The organism is Aliarcobacter cryaerophilus ATCC 43158, assembly GCF_003660105.1.
GTDB classification, from domain to species: domain Bacteria; phylum Campylobacterota; class Campylobacteria; order Campylobacterales; family Arcobacteraceae; genus Aliarcobacter; species Aliarcobacter cryaerophilus.
The window spans coordinates 1211534-1237636 of the sequence record NZ_CP032823.1 but is presented as its reverse complement, the minus strand read 5'-3'; the positions used below and the strand labels follow the sequence as shown (position 1 = coordinate 1237636).

Below are 26103 nucleotides of genomic sequence, written 5' to 3'. Positions count from 1 at the left end.
ATCAATCAGATGTTATCATATATCCTTGAGATGATACATTTTCAATCAAATTTTTAGATGTTTTTGCTCTTAATCTTTTTATAAAAGTTCTAACTCTTTCATCGCTTATATTTTCTAATTCCCATAGATTTTCTTTAATATTTTCTAGTTTTACAAGTAGATTTTTATTTTCTATTAAAAGATTTATAAACTCTTTTTCCCTTTTTGTAAGATTTATTAACTTATTATCTTTATACAAATTACAATAGTTTTTTACAAATACAAAACCATCTTTTAAAGTATAGTTTTTCTCCTTATTTATCTTATTTGATAGCTCTTTTAAGTATTCAATAAAACTTTCAATATCAAATGGTTTTATAAAATATTTTGAAATTCCCAAATCAATTGCTTCTAAAAGCATCTCTTTTTGGCTGTAAGCACTTAAAATTATTGTAGGAGTTTGTCTTTGACTTTTTATTATTTTGCACATTTCAAGACCATTTAGATTTGGCATAGAAATATCGCTAATTACAATATCAGGTTTAAAACTTTTAAACTTTTTAATACCATCAATACCATCTTTTGCAATTGCTACTTTAAAAAAAAGCTCTTTTATTGAGTTTCTTATTAAATTCGCTAGTTTTTGCTCATCTTCAACTATTAAAACTTTTAGATTTTTCATATTATTTTTGGAAACTTTAGAGTGAATTTTAAACCATTTGAAATATTTTCATGCATAATTTCACCTTTAAAACTATTTTCAATAATTATTTTACAAATAAAAAGACCAAGCCCTGTTCCAATTGATTGATGTTTTGTTGTAAAATATGGCTCGTAAATTTTATCAAATAGCTCTTTGCTTAATCCTTGTGCATTATCAAGATATTCTAAATATACAAAATCATCTTTTGCCTTTGTGTAAGTTTTTATAGTTATCTCTTTTTTTGTGATATTTTTTTGTACAAAAGCATCTTTTGAGTTATTTATAAGATTTAATAGTACTTGAGTTAGCTCATTTTTTATTCCAAAAATCTCTAAATCTTTTACAATATCAAACTTAATATTAATATTTTCATCTTCTAAAACTCTATTTAAAATCTTCAAAGCTTCATTTATACTTTGATTTATTAAAAAAGCTTCTTTTTGTTTTTGTGGAGCAAAAAAATTTGTAAAATCATCAATAGTGCTTGACATTCCTAATATAAGATTTTTTGAGTTTGAATAAAGATTTTCTATCTCTTTTTTATTGTCATTTTCAAAAGCTTTTTTAAGATTAAATAAACTTAAGTTTAACTCTGTTAAAGGTTGTCTCCACTGATGAGCTATATTTCCAAGCATTTGACCTAAACTTGCCATTCTTGATTGCAAAAATATAATTTTTTGTTTCTCTTCTAACTCTTTTTGAAGTAGTACTTCATTTGTAATATCATATCTTATAGCTACAAACTCAACAATATTTTCCTCTTTTTCATCTAAAATAGGAATAATAGTTGTATTTAAATAAATATCTTGTCCATTTTTTGATATATTTTTTACAGTAGATTTATAGACTTTTTTATCTAAAATAGTATTCCAAAGCGTTTCAAAATTCTCTTTTGGAGTATCTGGATGTCTTATAATATTGTGATTTTTTCCAATTAATTCATCTTTTTTAAAACCAAAAAGATTACAAAACTCATCATTTACAAAAGTTATAATTCCATTTATATCTGTTTTTGAGACTATATTTGAATTTTCTATTGCTTTTTGGTAGTTGTTCATAATTTTAAAATCCTATAAAAATTTTTCTATCCTATCAAAGAAGCTTTTTTTTGTCAATGATTTTAGAAACTACTCAACCAAAGTCTAAGTTTTAATCCAAAAGTTGAAGTGTAACCAACTTCAGTGAACTTTAGATTTTGGTTTTTATCATAAATAAAAGTTGTAGGAAATGCTTTTACATTAAATTCAGTAGATAAAAGACCATATTCATCATTTACGACTTTAAAACTAAGATTTTTATCTTTTAAATATTTTTCTATCTCTTCATTACTTCCTGATTGAGTTGCTATTGTAATTACTTCAAAATCTTTTGATAATTTTTCAATATTTTGCTCTTCCAAAGCACATATAGGATACCATGAGGCCCAAAAATTAACCAGAAGTGGTTTGTCGTTTTTTATATTATAATTTGAACCATCTATTAATTCAAAACTTTGTATAGAGAATTTTTCTTTGTTTAAATCTATACCTTTAAAATAACTTACTACGTTTAAAACTATTATAAAAAGAATTGAATATTTAATTAAACCTTTTAAAACTTTTTTTATTTTTTCACTCATTTTTTACCTTCAAATATATCTTTAAACAATTTTTTTTAAACTATTTCTTATAACAACTGGTACAAAAAACATAGAAACTATATAAGATATCAAAGTTCCACCAATAAGTGCAACTCCAAGTCCACCAAATACAGCATCATTTGCTATTAAAGAGCTTGCAAAAACAAGAACTAAAACAGTTAAAATAATAGGTTTTGATCTTGTTGCTGCTGCTTTTGCTATAGCTTCATTTACTCCTAAATTATTCTCAACTACAAGTTGTTTTGCAAAATCTATTATCAAAGTCGAGTTTCTTGAGTTAATACCTATTAAAGCAATAAATCCAATAAGACTAGTTGCTGTTAAATAAAAAGTATCTCTTGTAAAAATATCCATAATAATATGAGCAAAAACAACCCCAATAATAGATATAAAACTCGAAAGTACAATTGCACCACTAAGAGCAAAATTTTTATAATAAACTACCATAAGTAAGAATATTAAAATTAAAGCTATGATAAAAGCAGTTCCTAAATCTATAAATGTATCAATAGTAACTTGCAGTTCTCCATCAAAAACCAAATCAAATCTCTCATTTGTTTTTTTATCTATAAAAGATAGATTTAGCATATTGGTTTTGATTATTTCATAATCATTTGAAAAACTTTTCATCATATCTTCTCTTGAGTTTAAAAGTGGATATATTTGGCTATCGTTTGAAGTTTCGGCTATTACATTTATTATTGGATTTAGATTTTTTGATGTAATTGTTGGCTCTTTTATAGTTTGTTTTATACTTACTAACTCTGAAATACTAATCATTTGTCCCATATCGTTCATTATTTTTAAGCTATTAAGTTTTAGATTTAAAGCATCTTTTGAGTTATTTGATAAATTTCTTGAGTCATCAAGTCTTAAAAATATTGGAATTTGACTTTGGGCATTTTTATCATTTATAACTCCTATTTGCATACCTTCAAATGCAAGATATAAAGTTGCTTTTAAGTGTTCTAAATCAACTTTGCTCATAATGGCTTTGTTGCTATTTATTTCCAAAGTAAAAGTAAAAAAATCTTGTGAAGCTAAAATATCAATATCAACCAAAGTGTCTTGATTTTTAAAAATATTTGCTATTTTTATAGCAAAATCTCTTCTCCTTTCAAAATTATTTCCACCATAAATTTCAGCTACAAGAGAAGCTAATACAGGAGGACCAGCAGGAAGTTCTATAAATTTGATAGTTGCTTCATATGTGTTTTTACAAGAGTTTTGTATTTTACTTCTAAGATTTGAAATAAGATTATAACTTGTAATTTCTCTATCTTTAAATCTTTTAATATTTATCATAAGCTCAGCTTGATTTTCGCTATTTTTTAAAGCACTTTGTTTTACAAGTCCTGCAAAATCAACTGGTTGACCTTGAGATATAAAAGCTGAAATATTTGTTATATTTTCTTCATTTTGTAGATTTTTTACAATACAATCTACTACCTCTTTTGTCTCATACTTACTTGAACCATCTTTTAAATCTAAATAGATAGAAAAACTATCTGAATCTTTGTTTGGAAGCATTTTTGCTTTTACGATTTTTGTTGGAAAAGTTAAAATACTCAATATAAAAAGTAATAAAGTAATAAGATATATTAAATTTATTTTTCTTTTACTATTTAAAATATCTAGTATAAATTTCTCTAATCTCATTTTTTACCTTTCAAAATCTTTTTAACCAAATAGGGTGTAAAAGCATATGCAACAAAGAGTGAAACAGCTAAAGATATAGGTACAAAAACAGGAAGAGGGTGCATAAACTCTCCCATCATTCCACCCACAAAAAACATAGGAATAAATACCATAATTATGGCAATAGTTGCTATGTTTGTAGGGTTTCCTATCTCATTTGTTGCATTTATTGCTAGGGTTTCTAATTCCATATTTGGATGTTCAATTTTGTGTCTATGAATATTTTCTATTACAATTATTGCAGCATCAACTAACATTCCTAGTGCAACAATAAGTGCAAAAAGTGTTATACGATTTACACTCTCACCTATCATAAATCCAATAAACAAAGTCAAAGATAAAATCATAGGAACAGTTAAAGATACAATAATTGCCTCTTTAAATCCCAAAGTAAAAATAAGTAAAACAAAGATTATTATTATAGAAATTAATAGATCTTTTATTAAAGCATTTACTGCATTATTTGCTGTATATCCATCATCTCTTGTGATTGTAAACAATATATTTTTCTCTTGTAAAGATTGTTTTATACTATTTAAATATTCAAAAATTTGCTCATTTATAACAACAGAATTTGCACCTTTTAATTTTGAAGCCATTAGAGTAATTTGATTACTCTCTTCAAAATTTCCATCACTATCTTTTATATAAATGTAAGCATCTTTTTTGTTTTGTATGTCATGAGATTTTTCTATATTTGCTATATCTTTTAGATATATTGGAGTTTGAAAGTTGTATGAGATTATAAGATTTTCTAAATCTTTTACATCTTCAATAGCTTTTTTTACCTCTAAAACTACCAAAGATTTATTGTTTGTATTTGTATTAATATTTGGAATATTGAAGTTTAAACTCTCAATTTGCTTCATAACTTGAGCAATTGCAAGATTATAAGAGTTAATTTTATTTATATCAAGCAAAATATTAAACTGCTCTTTTTTCTCTCCTTTTAAATCTACTAAGGCTACATTTTTTATTTTATTTATCTCTTTTGAAATAAGGCTTACTTGAGTAAAAAGCTCACTTTTTGAAAGCAACTCTTTGCCATTTTCTTTTGCACTATAAAACGCTACTGTTGCTATTGGAATACCTGTGTCTATATCCATAGTTTTTATTATTGGTTGCATTGCATTTTTAGGCATTAAATCCATATTTCTCATAACTTGATCATATAGTTTTAAGTTTGATTGTTCTTTATCTTCTCCAATAAAAAATTGTACTTGTACAACTCCATAGCTATCATAAGCAAAAGAAAAAATATGTTCAACTCCTTTTATCTCTCTTATTTTTTTCTCCAAAGGCTCAATTATTACTTTTTGAATCTCACTAGCCTTCGCATCTGGTAAAGCAACGATTACAACTGCACCACTAACTTTTATTTGAGGATTTTCCTCTTTTGGCATAAATTGAAGTGCAAAATAACCTAAAATCAAAATAAAAATACCCAAAATTGCTGTTAATGGATGATTTATAAAAATTTTTGCAATTTTCCCTGCACTATTTAACTTTTGATTCATTATTTATCCAAATTTATAGTTATTTTTGAATACATTGCTGGATAGATTTGAAAATCTTTTTTATCAAATGATATTTTTATTGAAAAAGAGTGAGCATTTGCAATATAGTTTGGATAAATTGCTATAATTTTCCCTTTTGTTTCAAACTCTTGAGATGGGATTTTTATATCTACATCTTGTCCAATTTTTAGGTACTTTAAACTAGACTCTGCAATATTTGATTTTATTATTAAATCATCCAAATCGGTTAGGATTAAATGAGGCATTGCAGGCATTGCCATCTCACCCTCTTTTATAGATTTTTTTATTACAAGACCATTATTTGGTGCTTTTACTTTTAGATAGTTAAAGTTTGCATTTAATTCACTCAATTTTGCTTTTGCTGTAATTAAATTTAATTCAAGCTGTTCATAATCAAATCTTGAAACTAAATCTTGATTTAGTAAATCTTTGTATCTTTTTAGGTTTAACTCAAGATTTTTTACTTGATTTTTTAAAATATCACTATTATATACAATATCTGTTGGGTCAATTTCGTATAAAATTTGTCCCTTTTTTACATTATCACCTTCATTTACATATATTTTTGTAATATATCCCATCATTTTACTTGTGATTATTTTCTCATTTTGTGATTCAACTATACCATCTAACTGTAAACTATTTGCAAAAGTAGTTGAAAAAGCTAAAAATATTAAAATTAAAAATCTCATTTATAATCCTTTTGTAGGTTTTGTCCTAAAACTAAATTTAATCTAGCAAGTGCTAAAGAGTTTTCATATTTAGCATTTAAAAACATAGTTTGGCTTTGTCTGTGATTTGTCTCTTGAGATAAAAGTGTTGTCATAGATATTAATCTATTTTTATATTGAAGTTTTGCTTGATTTAAAACAGTATTTGCTAATTCACTTGCAGCTATTTTCTCTTTTAAAATCTCTTGTTTTGCTTTATAGTCTAAAAGAGCTTTTTGTACCTCAAGTTTTATTCCATCTTGAAGTTTTTCAAAATCTAGTTTTGATTTTAGGTATTCAAGGCGACTTTTTTCAACATTTGCACTTCTAGTTCCATCAAAAAGAGTTAAACTTATACCCAAAAGTGCCATGTAGTAGTCTTTATCTTTTGAAGTAGAAAACTTATTATCATTGTATCCATACTCTAAGTGAGTGAAAATTGATGGGTAGTATGAGCCTTGGTTCGCTTTTATATTTTTATTATTTGCTTCAATAGATATATTTTGTAAACTTATCTCATCTCTATTTTTTAAGGCAATTTTGTATAAATCTTCAAACTCTTTTAGTTCTAAATATGTATTTTGTAGATTTTCTACATCGCTAATATTTTCATTTGAAGTTAAATATCTAATATATGCAAGAGCTAGTTTGAAGTTATTTTCTGCTTCAATTAGATTTGAGTTTGTATTTAAAAAATATAGTTCTGCTTCATTTACATCTATTTTTGTAACAAGCCCATTTTTATGAAACTCTTTTGCTCCATTTTGAATAAAGCCAATAGTATCTTTTGCTTTTTGCATAGTTTTTACAAAATCTTTTGCTAAAACTGCACTATTGTAAGCTTTTAAAACTTCAAATTCTAGAGTTTTTTTATCAAGATTATATAAAATTTCATTTGCTTTTTCTTGAAGTTTTAAAATACCTTTTTGGTGATAAAGAGCAAAACCTGTAAACAGAGGTAAATCATACGAAATATAGCTATTTATAGCTGTATATGATTCTGGATAGTTTAAATCTTTAGGAGCTGTGTTTATACCTTCATTCATTTGAGAAAATCCAAAATCTTTAAAGGTTGCATCCCTGCTAGATAGTTTTCCCATAAATACATATCCAGCATGATTAGTACGGCTAACATCACTATTTAATGAAACTTTTCCAAAGTTTACACCATCAATAATATCGCTATTTGTTTTTGCAATATCTATATTTATTTTCTGTTTTTGTAAATCTTTGCTATTTTCTATAGTTTGATTTAAAACCTCTTCAAAGCTTATAGTTTGGGCAAATGTTAGTTTTGAGATTATTAAAAATAGGTATAATTTTTTCATATAAATCCTAAGCAAAATTTAGTGAAAAAATTATACCCAAAAAAATATATAATTCAAAGTTTAATTATAAATAAAAATTATAAATAAAGTTTATAGATATATAAATTATATTTATATATCTTTGTAATCATCTCTTATTTTTAGAATCTGATCAATATTTTCAAAAAATAATTCTACTAGTTTTGGATCAAAATGTTTTCCTTTTTGCTCTTTTATAAACTCAAATACTTTTTCAATATCCCAAGCTTTTTTGTAGCATCTATCACTACCTAATGCGTCAAAAACATCTGCAAGTGCTGTTATTCTTCCAAAAATTGGTATATTTTCAGCTTTTAAATTATTTGGATAACCTGTTCCATCATATTTTTCGTGATGGCTTAAAGCTATTTGAGAAGCAACTTTAAAAAGTGGTCTATTAGATATTCCAAGCATATCATGACCTTTTTGTGCATGAGTTTTTATAATATCAAACTCTTCATCTGTCAATTTTCCTGGTTTGTTTAAAATAGCATCAGGTATTGCTATTTTCCCAATATCATGCATAGGACTTGCAAGCTCTAACATATCAACTTCATCTTCACATAAACCATAAGCAGTAGCCAAAATTTTTGAGTATTTTGCAACTCTTTTAATATGTTCACCCGTCTCTTTAGACCTAAACTCAGCAATAGAGCCCATAGTAAAGATAACCTCTTTTTGAAGCTCTTCTATCTCTTTATTTGCTGTAATATCTTCTCTAACTGCAAAGTATCCTATATGATTTCCTAAGTCATCATATTCTGGTTCTAAATCAGCAACTACCCAGTAGTATGAGCCATCTTTTCTTAAATTTTTTAGCTCTATAGTTATTTTTTTCTCATCTTTTAAACTATCCCAAATCTTTTTAAATATAGATTTTGGCATATCAGGATGCCTTACAATATTATGTGGTTGTCCCAAAAGCTCATTTTTTGAATAACCACTAATTTTACAAAATGCACTACTTGCATGAGTAATTATTCCTTTTAAATCTGTTCTTGAAAATATTACGTTTTTATCATAAATATCGAGTAGTTTTTCAAGCTTTTTTTGTTGTTCTTGTATCATTTTTGTCTTAATTTTTACATCATCATCAAGTTCTTTTGCATATATAGTTTTTAGAAGATATAAAAAACCTATAAGATATAAAATTGAAAAAATTATAACAATAGATAAATATTGGTTTTTAAAATTTGCTAAAGGTGAATAATCTAATCTATTTTTTTCAAAAAATAGCAAAAATAGTCCCATATTGCTACCATTTACATCTTTTATTTCTAAATTTGTAATAATAAATTTATCCATAAGCAAATAGTTTTCAATATTTAAGAATGTATCAATTCCTTTTTTTTCAATAAATTTTAAAAGAGTTTTATCTGCATCAATATTTACAATGTAATTATCACGTATAAAAATTTTACTAAAAGGTTCAATTATTTTTTCACTCTTTTCCTTACTTAAAATAAAAATAGGTTCTATATTTTCAAATTTCAAATTTTTTGATATAGAGTTAAATTTTGAAATAAACTCTACAAAACCTAAAAATTCACCATTTAAGTCATAAATTGGATTAATTGCTTTTAGAGTTAAGTCAAATAGCCCTGAGCTTATATTTGTAGTTGGTTTTGGATTTTTTATAAGTTCTTCTAAATCTGTTCTAACATTTGATAAATCATCTCCTGTAATTTTTCTCCAAGATCTATAAAAACTTCTTCCATCTTTATCAACTATTTGCAACCAAAGATTTTTGTATTCACTATTATCATGTAAAAATAATAAAGTATTATCATAATTTAATAAGCTTTTATTTTTTGTTTTTAAAGCATTGATAAGATTCTCATCTTGACTTAAAATAAACGCCATATTAAGAGTATTGTCTTGTTTTCTTTTTATTTCATCTGTAAAAAGTTTTCTCATTTGATTACTTTTTTCTAAAAATATCTCTTTTGTTATATCCTCTTTTTTTGGAGAATAATAAAAATAGTATGATATAGATACAAGCGCTAAAAAACCTATAACAAAATATAAAATTTTTTTCATATATAAAACCTGATTATAAATTATTTATTTAAAGGATTGTGCTAGATTTCCAATTATTAGTAACCAACCATCAACTATAATAAAGAAGATAATTTTTATGGGCAGTGATATCATAACAGGTGGCAACATCATCATACCTAAACTCATCAAAATTGAAGCAACTATAATATCTATAATTAAAAATGGTAAGAATATCAAAAACCCTATCTCAAATGCTGTTCTAAGTTCACTCACAATAAATGCTGGCATAAGTAAAATAAGCGATACATCTTCAATGTTTTTTGGGTTAGGTTCTTTTTTTATTCTATAAAATAGTGCTAAATCTGATTCTCTAGTGTTTTTTATCATAAAATCTTTAAAAGGAGCCACCCCTTTTGTAAAAGCTTCTTGATATGATATTTTTTCATCCATATAAGGTACAATACTTTCATCCCAAGCCTTTTTTCCATAAGGTTCCATAATAAAAATTGTCATAATAAGTGCAAGAGAAATTATTATTTGTGTAGGTGGGGATTGTTGTAAACCCAAAGCTTGTCTTAAAAGTGCTAAAACAATTATAATTCTTGTAAAAGATGTCACCATAAGTAAAAGTGTAGGAGCAAGAACCATAAGAGCTAAAATAACAGCTATATTTATAGTTTTTACAAATTGTATTGGTTGGTCTATTGCTGCAACTGAAAGATTTATCATTGGTAATGGATCTTGTGCAGCAAATAAAAATAGTGATGAAAAAACTAGTGAAAAAATTATCTTCAAATATAAATCCTAAATTAAATGGTTACCATTCTATCTAATATATGATTAAATATTACTCTAATTCTGTTATATATCCTAAGTCATATAATTTATCAAAAATTCTACTAGCAATTCCACCTGTGGCACTTCCACCACCACCACCGTGTTCTTGTATTATTGTTACTACATATTTTGGATTTTTATATGGTCCATAAGCAGTAATCCAAGCATGAGATCTTTGAAAATACTCCATTTCACTCTCTTTCATCCTTACTTTTTCACTTTGCGGAATAGATACAACTTGAGCTGTTCCTGTTTTTGCTGCTATTTTTACTTTTGAGTTTATATATCTTTTTGCAGTTCCTGATGGTGAATTCGCAACATCATACATTCCTTCTTGCATAAGTTTTATATGCTCTTTTTTAAAATCTAACTCTTTTGGTTCTTCATAAGCATCTTTTGTTAAGTGTGGTTTTGGAAGTTTACCACTTGCAAAAAATGCTGTAAATCTTGCTATTTGTAAAGGAGTTGTTAGCATATTTCCTTGACCAATCGAGCTAATAACAGTTTCACCAATGTACCAAGGCTTTTTTAATCGTTGTTCTTTCCACTCTTTATTAGGATTAATACCTACAAATTCATTGTTTAAATCTATTCCAGTCTTTTGTCCAATTCCTAATTTTTCTAAAGTTGCAGACATTTTACCAATTCCTATTTTTAAGCTACCTTTGTAGTAAAAATCATCACAACTTTGTTCAATTGAACTTCTAAATCCAATATGACCGTGACCTGTTGTTTTCCAACATCTAAAATTTCTATTTCCAATTGGTAAAGAACCACTACATTGAACTGTAAATTTGTCACTTATACCATTTTCTAAAAATGACATGGCAACACCCATTTTAATAACAGAACCAGGAGGATATAATCCATTTATAATCTTATTTGTAAAGGGATGATTAAAGTCATTTCTCATAATATTCCACTCATCTTGAGTAATTCCTCTTGCAAAAAGGTTACTATCATACTCTGGAAATGAACCTGCTGCTAATATTTCACCATTATTTGCATCCATAACTACAACAGAACCAGCTCTATCTACGAATAATTCTTGAATATATTTTTGAAGATTAACATCTATTGTAATTCTTACATTATTATCATTTGAAGGATCTTTTTGTTCTATGACTTCAATCTCTTTATTTAAAGCATTTACTTTTGTATCTTTAAATCCTAATGTTCCTTGCAGTTTTTCATTATAGTATCTCTCAATTCCACTTTTACCTACAACTCCACTATACTTTGCTATTTCATTGTTTGCAATATCTAATTTTGAAGCTTTACTTACATAACCTATTATATGTGCTGCTAACTCTTTGTGTGGATAGTGTCTTTTTGAAGAAGATTCAATTCTTATATCCTCTTGAGTTGCTAAAAATGTATATCTTGAAAAAATTTCTTCATAAGGAACATAATCAATAACTTTTATAAATTCATGATTGTAAGGTGAATCATCTCTTAAATAATCTTTTATTAATTTATTTTTATCATATTGTGGAAATTGTTCTACTACAATATCTATAAGTTTTTCTAGTTTTTCTCTGTATTTATAAGCTCTTAAGTGTGGTTTTATAAGAATAGAAAATCCTATTTGATTTAGAGCCAAAGGTTCTCCATTTCTATCTTCTATTACACCTCTTGTTGGTGCTAAATATGTCTTTTTAATATAGTTATTTTTTGATAACTCTTCATAATAAGTATTTGATTTGATAGATAAGAAATATACTCTAGAAAGTAGGGTAATAGCAATAATTCCAATAAAAATGTAGATAAGTGTTAATCTAAAATTCATAAAAATATCCCAACTAAGATTAAATCTATAAATAGATTTATTATTAAAATGTAACTAAAAAATGTGTCAAAATTAAAGAAAATATACCACATAACACCTAAACCAATATAAAAAAAGATTACATACAAAAATGTATTTATCTGATTTTGTTCATATCTTGGAATTATAAAAAGATATACAAAATATGATAATAAAGATAGAGAAAAGGGTTTAAGCCCAATATTTAACTCAATAAATAAAAATGCAATTATAACAAATACAAAAGAGTAGTAATATTTTTGTTTTAAAGTTCTATAAAATGTAGTTGAAAGAACTCCTGCAAATAAAATAACTAAAAAATGGGTAGAAGCTAAAAAATTTACACTTACCGCAAATAGTAGTAAAAATATTAAAAAAACTGGATTGTCTATACTGTTTTTTACCATAATAGTGCCTAGATATTAAACAGATCTTTTGGATCTATGTGTGAGCTATCTTTTGTAACTTGAAAAGTTAAATTCTCATTTACTCTTCCTACTACTGAACCTTTTTGAATCCATTTTCCAACAACTAAAGTTGGTGCAATATCATCTAAATGTGAGTAAACAGTATGAATTCCACCTTCGTGTTGGATAATAACAACATTTTCAAGCATTCCAGCATTCTTTTTTGCATATACAATTTTTCCATTTAAAACAGCTACTACTTTTGAGCCTTTTTCATTTGATTGTAAAACAATAGACTCATTAAATAGTTTTATTTTATAAACAGGGTCATAATATGTTCCAAAATTTTTAACAATTTTAAATGATTTTAAAGGAGCTATAGTTTTTGCACCTTTGTATTTTACAATTTGTACACCATCTGTTGAAGAACCAATTTTTTTAACATCAAGATCTAAATCTTTTGCATATTTTTGATTTCTTACATTTGTTGTTTGTACTTGTTGATTATCTTCTTCTCTTTGTTCTTGTGCTTTTTTTAACTCTTGTTGTTTAACAATCTTTAAGTCAGATAATATTTTACTCAAAGAATCTTGTTGTTCAATAACTTTTTTAAGCTCAGCTTGATAAAGCTTATGTTCTTTTTCTAAATTTTCTAAAGATTTTGTATGCTTTATTTGTAGAGCTTTATAGTTCTCTTTAGTTTTTAATCTATCTTTTATATAACTATTTAGTTTATTTATCTCTTGTTGATTTGCTTTTGTATTTTCTGTTAGTCTATTGTAATTTTCATTTAGTTTTAAAACTTTTTGTTTTGCATTTGTTGAAAGAAGATTAAACATCTCATTATCTATAAGTTCTTGCAAAGACTCTTTTGAAGCTAGTTGAAGTGCTAAAGATGTAGAAAATTGTTCTACTATTGTATTTATTATCTCCTCTTCGCTACTATTTTTCTCTTTTATTAAATCACTAGATTTTGCTTGAAGGTCATTTAGTTTTGATTGAGAACTCTCTAGAAGTTTTTGATGTTGCTCTATATCTTCATTTATTTTTATAATATCTTCTTCCAGTTTTGATAAATTTGTATTTGAAGATTCTATTTTGTCAGCGATCTCTTTTATTTTAACAGTTGTATTATCTTTATTTTTTTTACTACTATCTAGGCTTTTTTGATTTTGTGCAATTTTTGTATCTATTGCTGAAGCAAATATAAAAATTGGTATTAAAAATAGTGAAAAAATTAATTTAATCATTACTTATCTTATACTTAAATAATACACCAAAGATTGTAAATACCGAGATACAAAAAGATAAAATAAAAATTTTTAAAATATCTCTTTCAATATTTATATTTACATTAACTATCTCTTGTAATTCAAATGGAAAAAGTACTTCAATATTGCTTGATACATATATCAAAAAAAGTGAAGATATTAAGAAAGCCATAAAAGAACTTATTAATGCATATTTTAAAACAGAAGAAGCACTATAAATAATAGAAGCTCCATGAAGTCTTAAAATAGAAATTCTTACACTATGCTCATGAAACCAAAGTTTTATCTGTTTTGCAATAATTATTATTGCAAAAATTGTAATAATAAAAAATAGTATAAATGAGACACTATTTAAAATAAGAAGTAGTAGATATATTTGATTATGGTTTTTATAAAAAACCTCTACATTTTTTACATCTTTATTTGAAAGTAGGGTTTTTTTTATAACTTCTAGTTCACTACTTGTTGGAAATATTTCAAGATATATTTGATAAAAGTATGGTAATTTTTGTCTTAGAAGTTCAATAGAGTTATCAGATAAATTTGATTTAATATTTTCAATTATCTTTTCATTTGGTAATAGTTGAATATTTTCAACTTTAATTCCAGCTAGTTCATTTAAAGACTCTTTTTTTATAGGATTTGTTGCAACTAAAACAATACTATAATCTCTTGATATTTTATTTTTGTAATTATCTACAATATTATCAATAAGTAAAAAAATACAAAATGTAATAAGCATTGCTAAAAGTGGTACAAAAAAGGCAAAAATAGCTTTAAGAGACTTCATAAATTATCCCATCTTCTATTGATAATTGTCTAAAATTAATTCCTAGATTTTTTGGAACTCTATGCGTTACAACAACTACTGTAATTCCTAGTTGTTCATTTGCACCTTTTAATAAGTTCCAAACAACATCAGCATTAAAATCATCTAAATTTCCAGTTGGCTCATCTGCAATTATAATTTTTGGATTATGTGCTAAAGCACGTGCTACTGCAACTCTTTGTTGCTCTCCTCCACTTAATTGATTTGGATAAAAACCTTTTCTATGAGTTAATTTTACGTGTTTTAAAAGATTATCAGCTTGAAGTCTTGAAACTTCATCTGAGTAGTTATTTATCTTAAGAGGTATCATGATGTTCTCTTCGATAGTATAATCATTTATTAGTTTATAATCCTGAAAAATAACACCAATATCTTTTCTAAGATATCTTAGATTATTTCCTTTGATTTTAAAAACTTCTTGATTTGATATTTTTAAACTACCATGTTTTATTGGAATATCACCATAAAAAGATTTCAATAGCGTTGATTTTCCACTTCCTGAGTTTCCTCCAATAAAGACAAACTCTTTCTCTTTTATAGAAAAATTTCCTCTTTTTATAATGTATTTATTACTATCATAAGTAAGATATAAATCTTTTGCTGTAATCATTTAGACAAAATCTCTTTTAATTTTTTATCAGCTTCTATATTTGAGCTAGTTGGAAGAGGATTTCCTTGATAATAAGATATTTTTCCATCTGTTACTAAAAGATATTTAGTAACAGGTCTATCAAAGTTCCCCATAGTAACTTTTATTAAACCTGAATTACTTTTATTTAATATCTTATAAAACTCTTCAATGTGTATAAAATAATTTTTAATTATAAGAGCTTTTGAAAAAACATTTTTTATAAAATTATCAAAATTTATATCAAAATCAAATTCAAAACTATAATCAATATTAAGGTTTTCATCAATATTTTGTGAAGTTAAAACTACATCATATATATTTTTACCCTGTTTTTTCCATCTATCTTCATATTTACTTACAACTTCTAAATCTCTATTTACATCAATTTTTATTGAGGCTTTGTTTAAGTTTGTAAGTAAATCTACACAAAAATCAAAATAATTTCTACTATCAGTTCTAAGTTCTAAAGTTCCAGAAACTTTTAAAACTCTTAAAGCTTCATTTACAAACTCTTTTGAATAAATTCTTCTATGTGCTTTTTTATCCCAAGGAACTGGAAAATGTACAAATATTTTCCCTACTTGATTTGACTCTATAAACTCCATAAAAAGTCTAGCATCGTAGTTTACAACCAAAACATTTGTAATATTTTGAAGTTCTAATTGTGTTAGAAGTTGCTCAATAGATGGATAGTGAATTTCAAGTCCAATAAACTGTATATTTGGATTTTGTTTTGCCTGATAAAGTAGATGTCTTCCACTTCCAAAACCAATTTCTATTTGAAGCTCTTTATCACTTTTAAAATCTTCTACAAAAAAATCAATATCTTTTAGATATTTATGTTCTTGCTCTTTTTTCTCTTTTAGGTTTGTAGTGTTTTTAAATACAATTTTTGATTTATTCTCTAAAACATAATAGTTTAGAGCATCTTTTATATATGAAACTGGGGACACTCTTGTTGTTTTATCTGATTTAATAATAAAGTTATCATCTTTCTCTTTTATAGCTAATAAAAACTCTAAATCTTTGTTTTTTGTAGCAATTTTATATTCAATTTTTCTATTACTACCTTTTGGATGATAAGAGACAGCTGTAAATAAAAACTCAATATCCCCTTTTTTTAAAGGAGTTTCAAGTAGATTGTTTTTTTCAAAAACGATGTGAGGCATATTTATATACTTGTTTCAGGTAGAGCCAATTTTGCCTCATCACTTTTTGCAGAAAGTACACCAAATTCATCTACTGCTTGTACAGAGTAGTAATAATCAACACCTTTTAAAATATCATGGTCTTCAAATCTAAGAGAAGTTATATTTTTAAATTTTACTGTATCTGATAAAAACCAGTTCTTTTTTACTCTTTTATGAACATTATAAGATGTTGCTCTATTATCTCCTGCTTGCCAATTTAAAATAGCTTTATTTCCTTGAATTTGAGCCAAAGTTAATATTGGTTTTGATGGTGGTGCTAGAGATATACCTTTTATAGCTTCGATATCTGAACTACTTTCAAGATTATCTTTATCAACTGCCATAACTTTGTAGTAGTACTCTTTTTTATCTGCATTTACTTCATCTGTGTACTCTAAAGTATTTGAGTTTACAGCTGCTATATTACTATAACCTAAAGATTTATAACTACTTCTATATATTCTATATTGAACTACATCAGAACTTTGAGATGCACTCCAAGTTATATATATTTTTTTTGGAATGTTATTTGAAGTTTTAACATTTGTAGGCGGAAGAGGAAGAGCTTTTGTTTTTGCCTCTAATATTTTTGTAGGAGCTGATTCAACATCTCCAAAAGAGAAGGCTTTTATTCTATATTTATATGAAGTATTGTCATCTAAACCTGTATCAATAAATTCAGCACTTAATCTATTTTCTATTTTAGAAGCAGATGCCCAAACCCACTCTTTTAGAAAAGTATTATATCTTTCAACTCTATAATAACCAACTCTAGGATCAGGATGCGGTTGCCATACAATTTTTACTTTTTTTGGAAGATTTGATACAGCTTGTGCAAAACCAACAGGTCCAATTCTTGGAAGGGTCTCTACTATATATGCTTGAGTTGTAGGGGATTCTGTTCCATCATTTAATCTAGCAGATATTTGATAAGCATATTTTGTTTTTGGCTCTAAACCTTTATCAACATAGTGTGTTATATATCTACTATCTGTTGCTTTGATTAACTTAAGAGTATTTTGACCTTTTGATAATTCTGTTCTATAAAAATTATAACCAACAACTCTATGGTCATCAATTCTTTGCCACTCAAAACCAATTGAGTTCATATCTGGAATTGATTTAATTGAAGAGTAATCTATTGATTGAAAATTTTGATTAACCTTTGGTGAAGTTGTTGTACTTAGGCTATCTAAAACATTTGAGCAGCCACTAATTATTAAAATTAAAAAACTTAAAGAGGCTAGAAGTCTCAATTTTTTCATATATTCTCTCCTTATCAAAATTGGTATCTATAAAATCTTGCATATCTTTTGGAAGTTTTGCAGTAAAGCTCATCTTCTCTTTAGTTCTAGGATGAGTAAATACCAAGCAAAATCCATGCAAAAAAAATCCATTTATAATACTGAAATCGCCCTTAAATCCATATAAAATATCCCCTAAAATGTGCCTATTTAATCTATTTAAGTGTACTCTTATTTGATGTGTTCTTCCTGTTGAAAGTTTACAAGCTATTAGTTCATATTTTGAGTTATTACTAATTTCGAGTTTACAAAATGATGTTTTTGCATATCTTCCATCCTTTTGTACAGCCATTTTAAGTCTATTGTTTGGATTTCTAGCTATTGGTTCTTCTACAACAATATTATCTTTTAAAGGCAAATCAACTATTGCTAAATAGTATCTTCCTGCTTCTCTTTTTTCTAGCTGTTTTGAGATTTCAATATGAGCTTCATTTGTTTTTGCAACTATTAAAATACCACTAGTTCCTTTATCAAGTCTGTGTACAATTCCATGTCTCTCTTCACCACTTATAGTTGATAAACTTATATTTTGAAGTTTTAGCCAATCAACTAAAGTTGCGTCTTTTACACTAGGAGCATCGTGAACAGTAAGTCCTCTTGGTTTATTTATAATTAAAATATCACTATCTTCATATATTATCTCTATATTTTTATCTTTTAATGAGTTTTCTATAAATTCGCTATCTTTTTTATCAAATGTTTTTGGTTCAGGAAAAAAAACCTCTATTTGTTGATTTAATTTTAGTTTTAAACCATTTTTGTTTGTTGTTTTTCCATCTACTTTTACAAACTCTTTTTCAATTAGTTGCTCAATTTGATTTCTTGAAGCATCTATTTTTAAACTTAAAAATTTATCTAATCTAATCTCTTCTTCTGCAATAAAATTTTTATACATATTATGCTACTCTTTCGTTATGCGTTTACTTGATAAAAGAATTATGTCACATTTTGATTATTTAATATTAATCTTTATAGCCCCTTTAATAATACTATCTTATGTATTAATAGCAGAGGCAAATGATAAATTGGCAAGTAAACAAGTTTTTTATTATACTATATCTTTATTTATATTTATTTTAGTCTTTATGCTTCCTCTTAGAAAAAATCTAAGATTAGTTCCTGCTTTATACTGGATAGGAATTTTACTTTTACTAGCAGTTGAATTTATCGGAGTAACAAAATTAGGAGCAAAAAGATGGATACATATTCCACTTTTTGATACAACTATTCAACCCTCTGAGATTATAAAACCAATATATATATTGATGTTGGGATATCTAATTCAAAGAAAACCACCACCTATTGGTGGATATGGATTAAAAGATTTTGGCTATTTTTCAATTTATATTTTTATCCCATTTTTTCTAATCGCTAAAGAGCCAGATTTAGGAACGGCACTTGTATTACTTTTAGTTGGATATGGGATACTTTTTATAATTGGTGTAAATTGGAAAATATGGTTAGGAATTTTGTTCATTTTATCCATATTTTTACCATTTTCATATAACTATATGATGAAAGATTATCAAAAGAAAAGAGTTCATGACTTTATAGTTGCAGAAAAACCTAGTTATCATGTCCAGCAAAGTATTATAGCAATTGGTTCAGGTGGGCTTACTGGAAAAGATAGTGACGAAGCAACTCAAACTCAACTTAAATTTTTACCAATTGCTACGAGTGATTTTATTTTTGCTTATTTAGTAGAAAGACATGGCTTTTTAGGTGCTTTTGGATTGATAGTTTTATATGTTATTATAATTATGCATCTATTTACAATAAACTATTTTTTCAAAACAGATTTTATAGTAAAAGCTTTTTCTTCTGGTTTAGCTTTACTTATTTTTTTAAATATGAGTGTAAATATTTTAATGGTAATAGGTTTTGCACCAGTTGTTGGTATTCCTTTGCCACTATTTTCTTATGGTGGAAGTTCTTTTATAAATTTTATTGTAACTTTTGCAATTTTAGAAAATTTACTAGCATTTAGATATATGGATATGTACAATTACGAACGAAAAATGTAAAAATATTTTTAATAGTTTCTATAAAAAACTTTAAATCTAAGTTTAGTTGGCTCAGTTGGCTTTGGATACTCTTTATATGCAATTTGTATTAATTCCAAAGAGTAGTCATCTAGGATAGTATAACCACTAGAACCTATTATTTTAAGTCCACTAATATCTCCATTTGGATGAAAAATAAACTCTATAGTATTTATTCCACCAATTCCAAGCTTCGCAGCTAATTTTGGGTATCCCATACGATTTAAAACTTTTTGAGTAATTACTTGAAAGTTATTTAGATTTTTTTCTAAATACGCTTTTTGTACATTTGTAAAGTTATCATACTCTTTTCCATACAGTTTTTGAAGTTCGTTTAAAATTTCTTGATTTACAGGAGTTTTTTGAGATAAAAATTTTTCTAATGCACTATCTTGAAGATTACTACTCTCTTTTAAAATCTGTTTTTGTACTTTTTTGGCTTCTTTTACATCTATTTGCTTTTTACTATTGTTAGCTTTTAATTCACTACTTGTTTTTTGTTCTTTCTCAACTTTTTTTGGAGTTTTTATATCTTCTTTTTTTTCTTCAACTATTTTTGGTTCATTTATTTTTGGTTCAATATTTTTTGCTGGTTGTTCTTGTAATACTTTTTCTTGTACTAATTTTACAAATTTTACTTCACTTTTTTCATTATCCTTTTTTGTCTCCTCTTTTTGAGACTCTTTAAAACTATAATTTAAAAAAAGTAAAATATGGATCAATAAAGAAACAAAGAATGGAAGTACTATTTTTTTCATTCGCGAATTATAGTAAAAAAAATTAAAAATTGTATTTATTTTAAATTTGATAAATATATTAAATAACCTTTTGCTTATATAGATTATAGTAGAATAGATGCTTAATTATAATTTAGGAAAAAAATATGTTTAAAAAATCTATAAAAGCCTACAAAGAAGCTTGTGAAGTAATCCCAGGAGGTGTTGATTCTCCTGTTCGAGCGTTTAAAAGCGTAGGTGGAACACCTCCATTTATCAAAAAAGGGAAAGGTGCATATTTATATGATATTGATGGCAACAAATACTTAGATTTTGTACAAAGTTGGGGACCACTTATTTTTGGACATTGTGATAAAGATATTGAAAAAGCAGTTATAAAAACTGCAAAATTGGGTTTAAGTTTTGGTGCTCCAACAAATCTTGAAACAAAACTTGCTTGTGAGATTGTTGATATGTATGAAAATATTGATAAAGTAAGATTTGTAAGCTCTGGAACAGAAGCTGTAATGAGTGCAATAAGACTAGCACGTGGTGTTACAAATAAAAATGATATTATAAAATTTGAGGGTTGTTACCATGGGCACTCTGATTCTTTATTAGTACAAGCAGGTTCAGGTATGGCAACTTTTGGAAGTCCAAGTAGTCCTGGGGTTCCAGAAGATTTAACAAAACATACACTACTTTGCGAATATAACAATATAAAACAACTTAAAAAATGTTTTGAAGAGAGTTCTGATATAGCTTGTATTATTATTGAGCCAATTGCTGGAAATATGGGATTAGTTCCTGCTTCAAATGAATTTTTAGCTACTTGTAGAGAACTTTGTGATAAACATGGCGCATTACTAATTTTTGATGAAGTTATGAGTGGATTTAGAGCTAGTTTAAAAGGTGCAAGTGGTATTTTAGATGTACAAGCTGATATTCTTACTTTTGGAAAAGTTATAGGTGCAGGAATGCCAGTAGGTGCTTTTGCTGCATCAAAAGAGATTATGGGACATTTATCACCTGAGGGTAAAGTTTATCAAGCTGGAACTTTAAGTGGAAATCCAGTTGCTATGGCAGCTGGATTGGTAAGCCTTAAAAAGCTAAAAGAAAATCCAGAAATTTATGATACTTTAGGAAAAAAAGCAAAAAGATTAGTTGATGGTCTTAAAAGAGTTGCTATTGAAAACGAAATATCTCTTCAAGTAAATACAAGAGGAAGTATGTTTGGATTTTTCTTTTGCGAAAATGAGCCAAAAAACTTTAAAGAAGTAGGGCTTTGTAATTTTGAAAGATTTGCAACTTTTCACCGTGAGATGTTAAAAAGAGGTTTTTATTTTGCTTGTAGTCAATATGAAGCTGGATTTATTTGTACAAAAATTACAAATAAAATGATTGATAATTGTATAAAAGCAGCAGATGAAGTTATGAAAGGTTTAAAATAATGGAAAGTTTTAAAAATGTAGAGCTTATAAAAAAAGCAAATATCTATTTTGATGGAAATGTAACAAGTAGAACTTTTATAGATACAAATGGATGCAAAAAATCTTTAGGAATTATGATGGTTGGAGAGTATCTTTTTGGTACATCTGAAGCTGAAATTATGGAAATTATTGATGGTAATGTAGAAGTAAGACTAAAAGGTGAAAATGAGTGGAAAAATTATAAAAGTGGAAGTTCTTTCGAAGTTCCAGCAAACTCAAGTTTTGATATAAAAGTATTAACAATAAGTGATTATTGTTGTAGTTACATAAAATAGATTGGAAATAAATGGAAGATATAAAAGATAAAGAGCAAAAACCAAAACATAGAGATAAGATAGAGGCACTTGATAGTTTATCAGTTGGTATTTCTATGGTTGCTGCTATTGCAATTGGAGTTGGAATAGGTTTAGCCCTAAAACACTTTACAGGATATACATGGACTCTTTGGATAGGTATTCTTTGGGGTATTGCAGCAGCTGGTTTAAATGTTTATAAAGCTTATAAAAGAGCTCAAAAAGTATATGAAGGTATGGAAAATGATCCAAGGTATTCATATAGAGCAAAACATGGTGATAAATCATTTGAAGATGATGAAGATAAATAGTGAAATTCTAAACTTTGCAAAGGTTTTTTTATTTTTAAATCTTTGCTTTAGTTTATATGCAATATTTTTTGAAAATATAAGTTGGCTTTTAAATCTTCAAATAGCCTTTTTTTCTTCACTATTTGTAACTCTTGCTTCATTTTTATCTTATAAAAAAAATATTCAAAATAGATTAGAAAATTTTGATAAAGATTCTATCTCAAGTAGTGAAGAGAGAGATAAAATTGATGAAATAGATGACCCTTTTGATTTATATAGTGATTATAAAGAAGTTCCTGAAAGTGAACTAACACCACAAAAAATAAAAGAGATTATAGATGAAGAAAAAAGTAGGGTGAAGCAAAATTCACTAAAAAATACATTGTTTAGTGCAACAGGATTTTTATCTATTTATAGAGTTTTTGGTTATGGATTTTTAATTTTTGGATTTTTTGTATTAAATAATAATAAAATTTTTATTCCTCTTGCTTTTATAATTGGTCTTAGTATTGTACCAATTGGAGTTTTATTTACTAAGATAATAAAAAAATAAAATATAGTTTTATTAACTTAGTTTTAATAGTTTTATAAAATATTCAAGCTAAAATTTTTTCAAAAATATCTACTATACTTTCATCTATTTTTTTATTATTTGCCATATCTTGCATAATTTCTATAGCTTTTTGATGAGAAAAAGCTTCTCTATAAGCTTTTTTCTCTCTTAAAGCACTATAAATAACTAAACAAATAATCAATCTATCTTTAAAACTCAAATCTTTTGAAGATATATTAAAAATTCCATTTCCATCTAATCTTTCTTGAGCCTTAAAGCTAAGAGAACAAATATCAGAAAAACCCATAATAGAGTTTATAACTTTTTTTGTGTAGTATGGATATGATTTTATTATCTCTTTTTCTTCAAAAGTTAAAGTCTCTTTTTTTTCTAAAATATCTTTTGAAATATATAGTTTTCCAATATTTTGTAGTGAGGTTGCAAGTAAAAAAACTTCTTTGTCCTTATGTTCAAACTCAAAAAAATCTGTTACTTTTAAAGCACTATCTAAAATATTTGACTTTGGATTTTCAAGTTTATGAAAAACTTTTGTCATCTTTAATATATCTTCAAAATCAAGAGCTTTTGTGAAATCTTCTAAATTTGAGTATATAAATATAACAATTTCACTCTCATTTTCTAAATCAAGCCAGAAAGTAAGATTTTTAGATATTTCAAAAAAGTTCTCTATCAATGCTTTACTAAATTTTTTTTCATTGTTTTTTATAAAATTAATAGTAGCAACTCTTTGATTTATACTATTTTTGGAAAAATCAAAATTTTCACAAATTAAAGTTGAAAACTTTATAATCTCTTGAAATCTTTTATCTTCTAAATGTGAACTATCCAAAAAATCAAACTCTTGTAAACTCTTTTTTTCTAAACAAAAAATCAAAGCACAAGAACATAAATCAGCTAATTTTTTATTATTAAATCTAAATTTAATACCTAAATTTAAAGCTATATATGCCACTTTTTTACTATTTAAAGATTCACTAAAAGCTAGTAAAAAATTGTTTAAGTTAAATATCATTTGTCGTTTTTTGTCCATAGAAAGCCTTTCTTTACATATTTAAAAGTGATATTATAATATAATTTTAACTTATAAATCTAAATAGGAGTTTATTTATGTTTAAAAATATTGTTTTTTTTACACTTTTTTGTTCTTTAGGTTTTGCTTCAAGTTTTGATTATAAGTTAAAACCACAAAAAGTAAGTGAAAATATTTGGTGTTTTTTTGGAAAAACTGAAGTACCATCAAAAGATAATGGTGGATTTATGGCAAATTCTTGTTATATAAAAGCAAAAGATAGTTATATTTTAATAGATACAGGTGCAAACTACAACTTTGCAAAACAAGCTTATGAAGCTATGCAAAAGATTGAAGATTTAAAAGTTGGTACAATTATTATAACTCATGAACACGATGATCACTGGATGGGAAATAGTTTTTATAAAGATAGATTTAATAGCACAATTTATGCTCCAAAATCTATAAATGAAAACTATAATGAAAACTCAAACCTGAGAATTTTTGAGATTTTAGATAAAAATGAGATGAAAAATACAAAAGTTATAAAAGCTGATGTTGTTGTAAGTGATGAAAAAATTATAAATGTATCAAATAAAACTATAAAAATAATTCCTACAAAACTTACAGCACATACAAAAGATGATTTAATAGTTTATATTCCTGATGAAAAAGTTATTTTTACAGGTGATATTATTATGAATCAAAGAGTTACATCAAATAGAGATGGTTCTGTAATAGGAACTTTAAAGGCTATTGATTTAATAAATTCTTATAATTGGAATACTTTAATAGCAGGACATGGAACAATTACGGATAAAAAAGCAATTGACTATACAATAAACTATTTCACACTTTTAAAAACAAGAGTTTTAGAAGCTATTGAAGCTGGAATTACAGCAGATGAGATTTCAAAAGTTGTTACTATGGATGAGTTTAAAGATATTGCTATGTTTGATGAGTTAAATAGTAGAAATGTTTTTGATGCTTTTAGAGAGTTAGAGTTTTATGACGAAGAGTAGAAAATCTACTCTTCAATAAGTTCCATAATAGAATTTTTTGACTGCGTAGTCATATCTAAATCTATATGAACACCATCTTTAACTTCTACTAATTTTACATCTAAGCCTTTTTGTTTTGCAAGATTGTAAAAATCTATTGTTGTTTGTGGAGTTGAAATCTCATCAGCTGTTCCATAAATAAGTACAATTTTTGCTTTTTTAGATATTTTATCAACTACATCAACTGCAGATATTAGTTTTTTATCATTACTTTTTTTATGAATATCATAAACTCCACCAACACAAACCAAATTATCAACTAAATCTGGTTTTACTCCAAGAAGTGTAGCACTCATCATACAACCAGCACTATGAGCTATTAAAGTTATTTTTTTAGCACTATATTTAGCTTTTAAAGATTCAACTAAATCTTCTAAAAATTCAAGATACTCTTTTGTTGCTGCTAAGTTTTTAACTTTTTTACTTGAAAGAGGAAGAAGTTTATTTGAAGAACTTTTTGAATAACCTGGAAGTGCAACAGCAATAGTTGAAATATCACTCATCATTGTTAAATCTTCAGCAAATGGCGAATATCTAGCAAGAGTATCACTTCCTTCATCCCAAGTTCCATGAATAATAATATTTAAAGAATCACCTTCTCCATTAAATTTTTTATATGATATACACTCATTTTGTACATATATAAAACCATCACCTTTTTTATTACAATCCTCTTTTGTATTTGCAAAAAGATAATTTACAAATAGCAATGAAGCTAAAATCACTAATTTTTTCATA

At 26.1% G+C, this 26103-nt stretch carries 26 protein-coding genes; 6 read left to right on the top strand and 20 right to left on the bottom strand.

Annotated elements, in window-relative coordinates:
- Position 1: 1 nt before the first annotated feature.
- The 17 genes from ACRYA_RS06220 to ACRYA_RS06140 form a co-directional block, all read right to left on the bottom strand.
- Positions 2–661 (bottom strand): response regulator transcription factor, encoded by a 660-nt coding sequence (locus ACRYA_RS06220; protein WP_105916670.1) that lies wholly within the window; start codon positions 659–661, stop codon positions 2–4.
- A complete protein-coding gene (locus ACRYA_RS06215; RefSeq protein WP_105916669.1) occupies positions 658–1740 on the bottom strand; it encodes a PAS domain-containing sensor histidine kinase in 1083 nt (360 codons plus the stop codon). Before ACRYA_RS06215 ends, ACRYA_RS06220 begins: the two co-directional genes overlap by 4 nt.
- 62 nt (positions 1741–1802) lie before the next feature.
- Complete coding sequence (locus ACRYA_RS06210) at positions 1803–2300, bottom strand: redoxin domain-containing protein (protein ID WP_105916668.1); 498 nt, start codon at positions 2298–2300, stop codon at positions 1803–1805.
- A gap of 21 nt (positions 2301–2321) precedes the next feature.
- On the bottom strand, positions 2322–3980 hold the full coding sequence (locus tag ACRYA_RS10895) for an efflux RND transporter permease subunit (protein WP_105916667.1): 1659 nt from the start codon (positions 3978–3980) through the stop codon (positions 2322–2324).
- A complete protein-coding gene (locus tag ACRYA_RS10890) occupies positions 3977–5536 on the bottom strand; it encodes an efflux RND transporter permease subunit (protein WP_105916666.1) in 1560 nt (519 codons plus the stop codon). Before ACRYA_RS10890 ends, ACRYA_RS10895 begins: the two co-directional genes overlap by 4 nt.
- A complete protein-coding gene (locus tag ACRYA_RS06195; RefSeq protein ID WP_105916665.1) occupies positions 5536–6249 on the bottom strand; it encodes an efflux RND transporter periplasmic adaptor subunit in 714 nt (237 codons plus the stop codon). The genes ACRYA_RS10890 and ACRYA_RS06195 overlap by 1 nt, the downstream gene beginning before the upstream one ends.
- Positions 6246–7595, bottom strand: a complete 1350-nt coding sequence (locus ACRYA_RS06190; protein WP_105916664.1) for a TolC family protein — start codon at positions 7593–7595, stop codon at positions 6246–6248. Before ACRYA_RS06190 ends, ACRYA_RS06195 begins: the two co-directional genes overlap by 4 nt.
- A 111-nt stretch (positions 7596–7706) precedes the next feature.
- Positions 7707–9653 (bottom strand): HD domain-containing phosphohydrolase, encoded by a 1947-nt coding sequence (locus ACRYA_RS06185; RefSeq protein ID WP_105916663.1) that lies wholly within the window; start codon positions 9651–9653, stop codon positions 7707–7709.
- Between the two features lie 24 nt (positions 9654–9677).
- Complete coding sequence (gene fliP, locus ACRYA_RS06180) at positions 9678–10409, bottom strand: flagellar type III secretion system pore protein FliP (protein WP_105916662.1); 732 nt, start codon at positions 10407–10409, stop codon at positions 9678–9680.
- A 52-nt stretch (positions 10410–10461) separates the two neighbouring features.
- Complete coding sequence (mrdA, locus tag ACRYA_RS06175; protein WP_105916661.1) at positions 10462–12240, bottom strand: penicillin-binding protein 2; 1779 nt, start codon at positions 12238–12240, stop codon at positions 10462–10464.
- A complete protein-coding gene (locus ACRYA_RS06170; protein ID WP_105916660.1) occupies positions 12237–12665 on the bottom strand; it encodes a hypothetical protein in 429 nt (142 codons plus the stop codon). Before ACRYA_RS06170 ends, mrdA begins: the two co-directional genes overlap by 4 nt.
- Before the next feature lie 8 nt (positions 12666–12673).
- On the bottom strand, positions 12674–13915 hold the full coding sequence (locus ACRYA_RS06165) for a murein hydrolase activator EnvC family protein (RefSeq protein ID WP_105916659.1): 1242 nt from the start codon (positions 13913–13915) through the stop codon (positions 12674–12676).
- Positions 13908–14726 (bottom strand): FtsX-like permease family protein, encoded by an 819-nt coding sequence (locus tag ACRYA_RS06160; RefSeq protein WP_105916658.1) that lies wholly within the window; start codon positions 14724–14726, stop codon positions 13908–13910. Before ACRYA_RS06160 ends, ACRYA_RS06165 begins: the two co-directional genes overlap by 8 nt.
- A complete protein-coding gene (locus ACRYA_RS06155; RefSeq protein ID WP_105916657.1) occupies positions 14713–15375 on the bottom strand; it encodes a cell division ATP-binding protein FtsE in 663 nt (220 codons plus the stop codon). The genes ACRYA_RS06160 and ACRYA_RS06155 overlap by 14 nt, the downstream gene beginning before the upstream one ends.
- Positions 15372–16565, bottom strand: a complete 1194-nt coding sequence (gene trmB, locus ACRYA_RS06150; protein ID WP_105916656.1) for a tRNA (guanosine(46)-N7)-methyltransferase TrmB — start codon at positions 16563–16565, stop codon at positions 15372–15374. The genes ACRYA_RS06155 and trmB overlap by 4 nt, the downstream gene beginning before the upstream one ends.
- Positions 16566–16567: 2 nt before the next feature.
- Positions 16568–17851: a hypothetical protein gene (locus ACRYA_RS06145; RefSeq protein WP_105916655.1), complete on the bottom strand. Its 1284-nt coding sequence runs from the start codon at positions 17849–17851 to the stop codon at positions 16568–16570.
- On the bottom strand, positions 17799–18785 hold the full coding sequence (locus tag ACRYA_RS06140) for an RluA family pseudouridine synthase (protein ID WP_105916654.1): 987 nt from the start codon (positions 18783–18785) through the stop codon (positions 17799–17801). The genes ACRYA_RS06145 and ACRYA_RS06140 overlap by 53 nt, the downstream gene beginning before the upstream one ends.
- A gap of 19 nt (positions 18786–18804) precedes the next feature.
- Between ACRYA_RS06140 and ACRYA_RS06135 the strand changes: the two genes are divergently transcribed.
- Positions 18805–19914, top strand: a complete 1110-nt coding sequence (locus ACRYA_RS06135; RefSeq protein ID WP_105916653.1) for an FtsW/RodA/SpoVE family cell cycle protein — start codon at positions 18805–18807, stop codon at positions 19912–19914.
- An 8-nt stretch (positions 19915–19922) separates the two neighbouring features.
- Here the strand turns inward: ACRYA_RS06135 and ACRYA_RS06130 are convergent, their stop codons facing one another.
- On the bottom strand, positions 19923–20690 hold the full coding sequence (locus ACRYA_RS06130; RefSeq protein ID WP_105916652.1) for an energy transducer TonB: 768 nt from the start codon (positions 20688–20690) through the stop codon (positions 19923–19925).
- A 125-nt stretch (positions 20691–20815) separates the two neighbouring features.
- Between ACRYA_RS06130 and hemL the strand changes: the two genes are divergently transcribed.
- From hemL to ACRYA_RS06110, 4 genes are read left to right on the top strand one after another with little or no spacing between them, the layout of a single operon-like run.
- Complete coding sequence (hemL, locus tag ACRYA_RS06125; protein WP_105916651.1) at positions 20816–22099, top strand: glutamate-1-semialdehyde 2,1-aminomutase; 1284 nt, start codon at positions 20816–20818, stop codon at positions 22097–22099.
- Positions 22099–22413 (top strand): pyrimidine/purine nucleoside phosphorylase, encoded by a 315-nt coding sequence (gene ppnP, locus ACRYA_RS06120; RefSeq protein WP_105916650.1) that lies wholly within the window; start codon positions 22099–22101, stop codon positions 22411–22413. The genes hemL and ppnP overlap by 1 nt, the downstream gene beginning before the upstream one ends.
- 11 nt (positions 22414–22424) lie before the next feature.
- Positions 22425–22742, top strand: coding sequence for an AtpZ/AtpI family protein (locus tag ACRYA_RS06115; RefSeq protein ID WP_105916649.1), 318 nt, complete (start codon positions 22425–22427; stop codon positions 22740–22742).
- Positions 22675–23274 (top strand): hypothetical protein, encoded by a 600-nt coding sequence (locus tag ACRYA_RS06110; RefSeq protein ID WP_228199728.1) that lies wholly within the window; start codon positions 22675–22677, stop codon positions 23272–23274. Before ACRYA_RS06115 ends, ACRYA_RS06110 begins: the two co-directional genes overlap by 68 nt.
- A gap of 43 nt (positions 23275–23317) precedes the next feature.
- Here ACRYA_RS06110 and ACRYA_RS06105 read toward each other — a convergent pair whose 3' ends face one another.
- Complete coding sequence (locus ACRYA_RS06105; protein WP_105916647.1) at positions 23318–24325, bottom strand: HD-GYP domain-containing protein; 1008 nt, start codon at positions 24323–24325, stop codon at positions 23318–23320.
- Between the two features lie 77 nt (positions 24326–24402).
- On the opposite strand from ACRYA_RS06105, the gene ACRYA_RS06100 reads away from it, so the two are divergent.
- Positions 24403–25326 (top strand): MBL fold metallo-hydrolase, encoded by a 924-nt coding sequence (locus ACRYA_RS06100; RefSeq protein WP_105916646.1) that lies wholly within the window; start codon positions 24403–24405, stop codon positions 25324–25326.
- 5 nt (positions 25327–25331) lie between these two features.
- On the opposite strand, the gene ACRYA_RS06095 is transcribed toward ACRYA_RS06100, so the two are convergent.
- A complete protein-coding gene (locus ACRYA_RS06095) occupies positions 25332–26102 on the bottom strand; it encodes an alpha/beta hydrolase (protein ID WP_105916645.1) in 771 nt (256 codons plus the stop codon).
- Position 26103 lies beyond the last annotated feature (1 nt).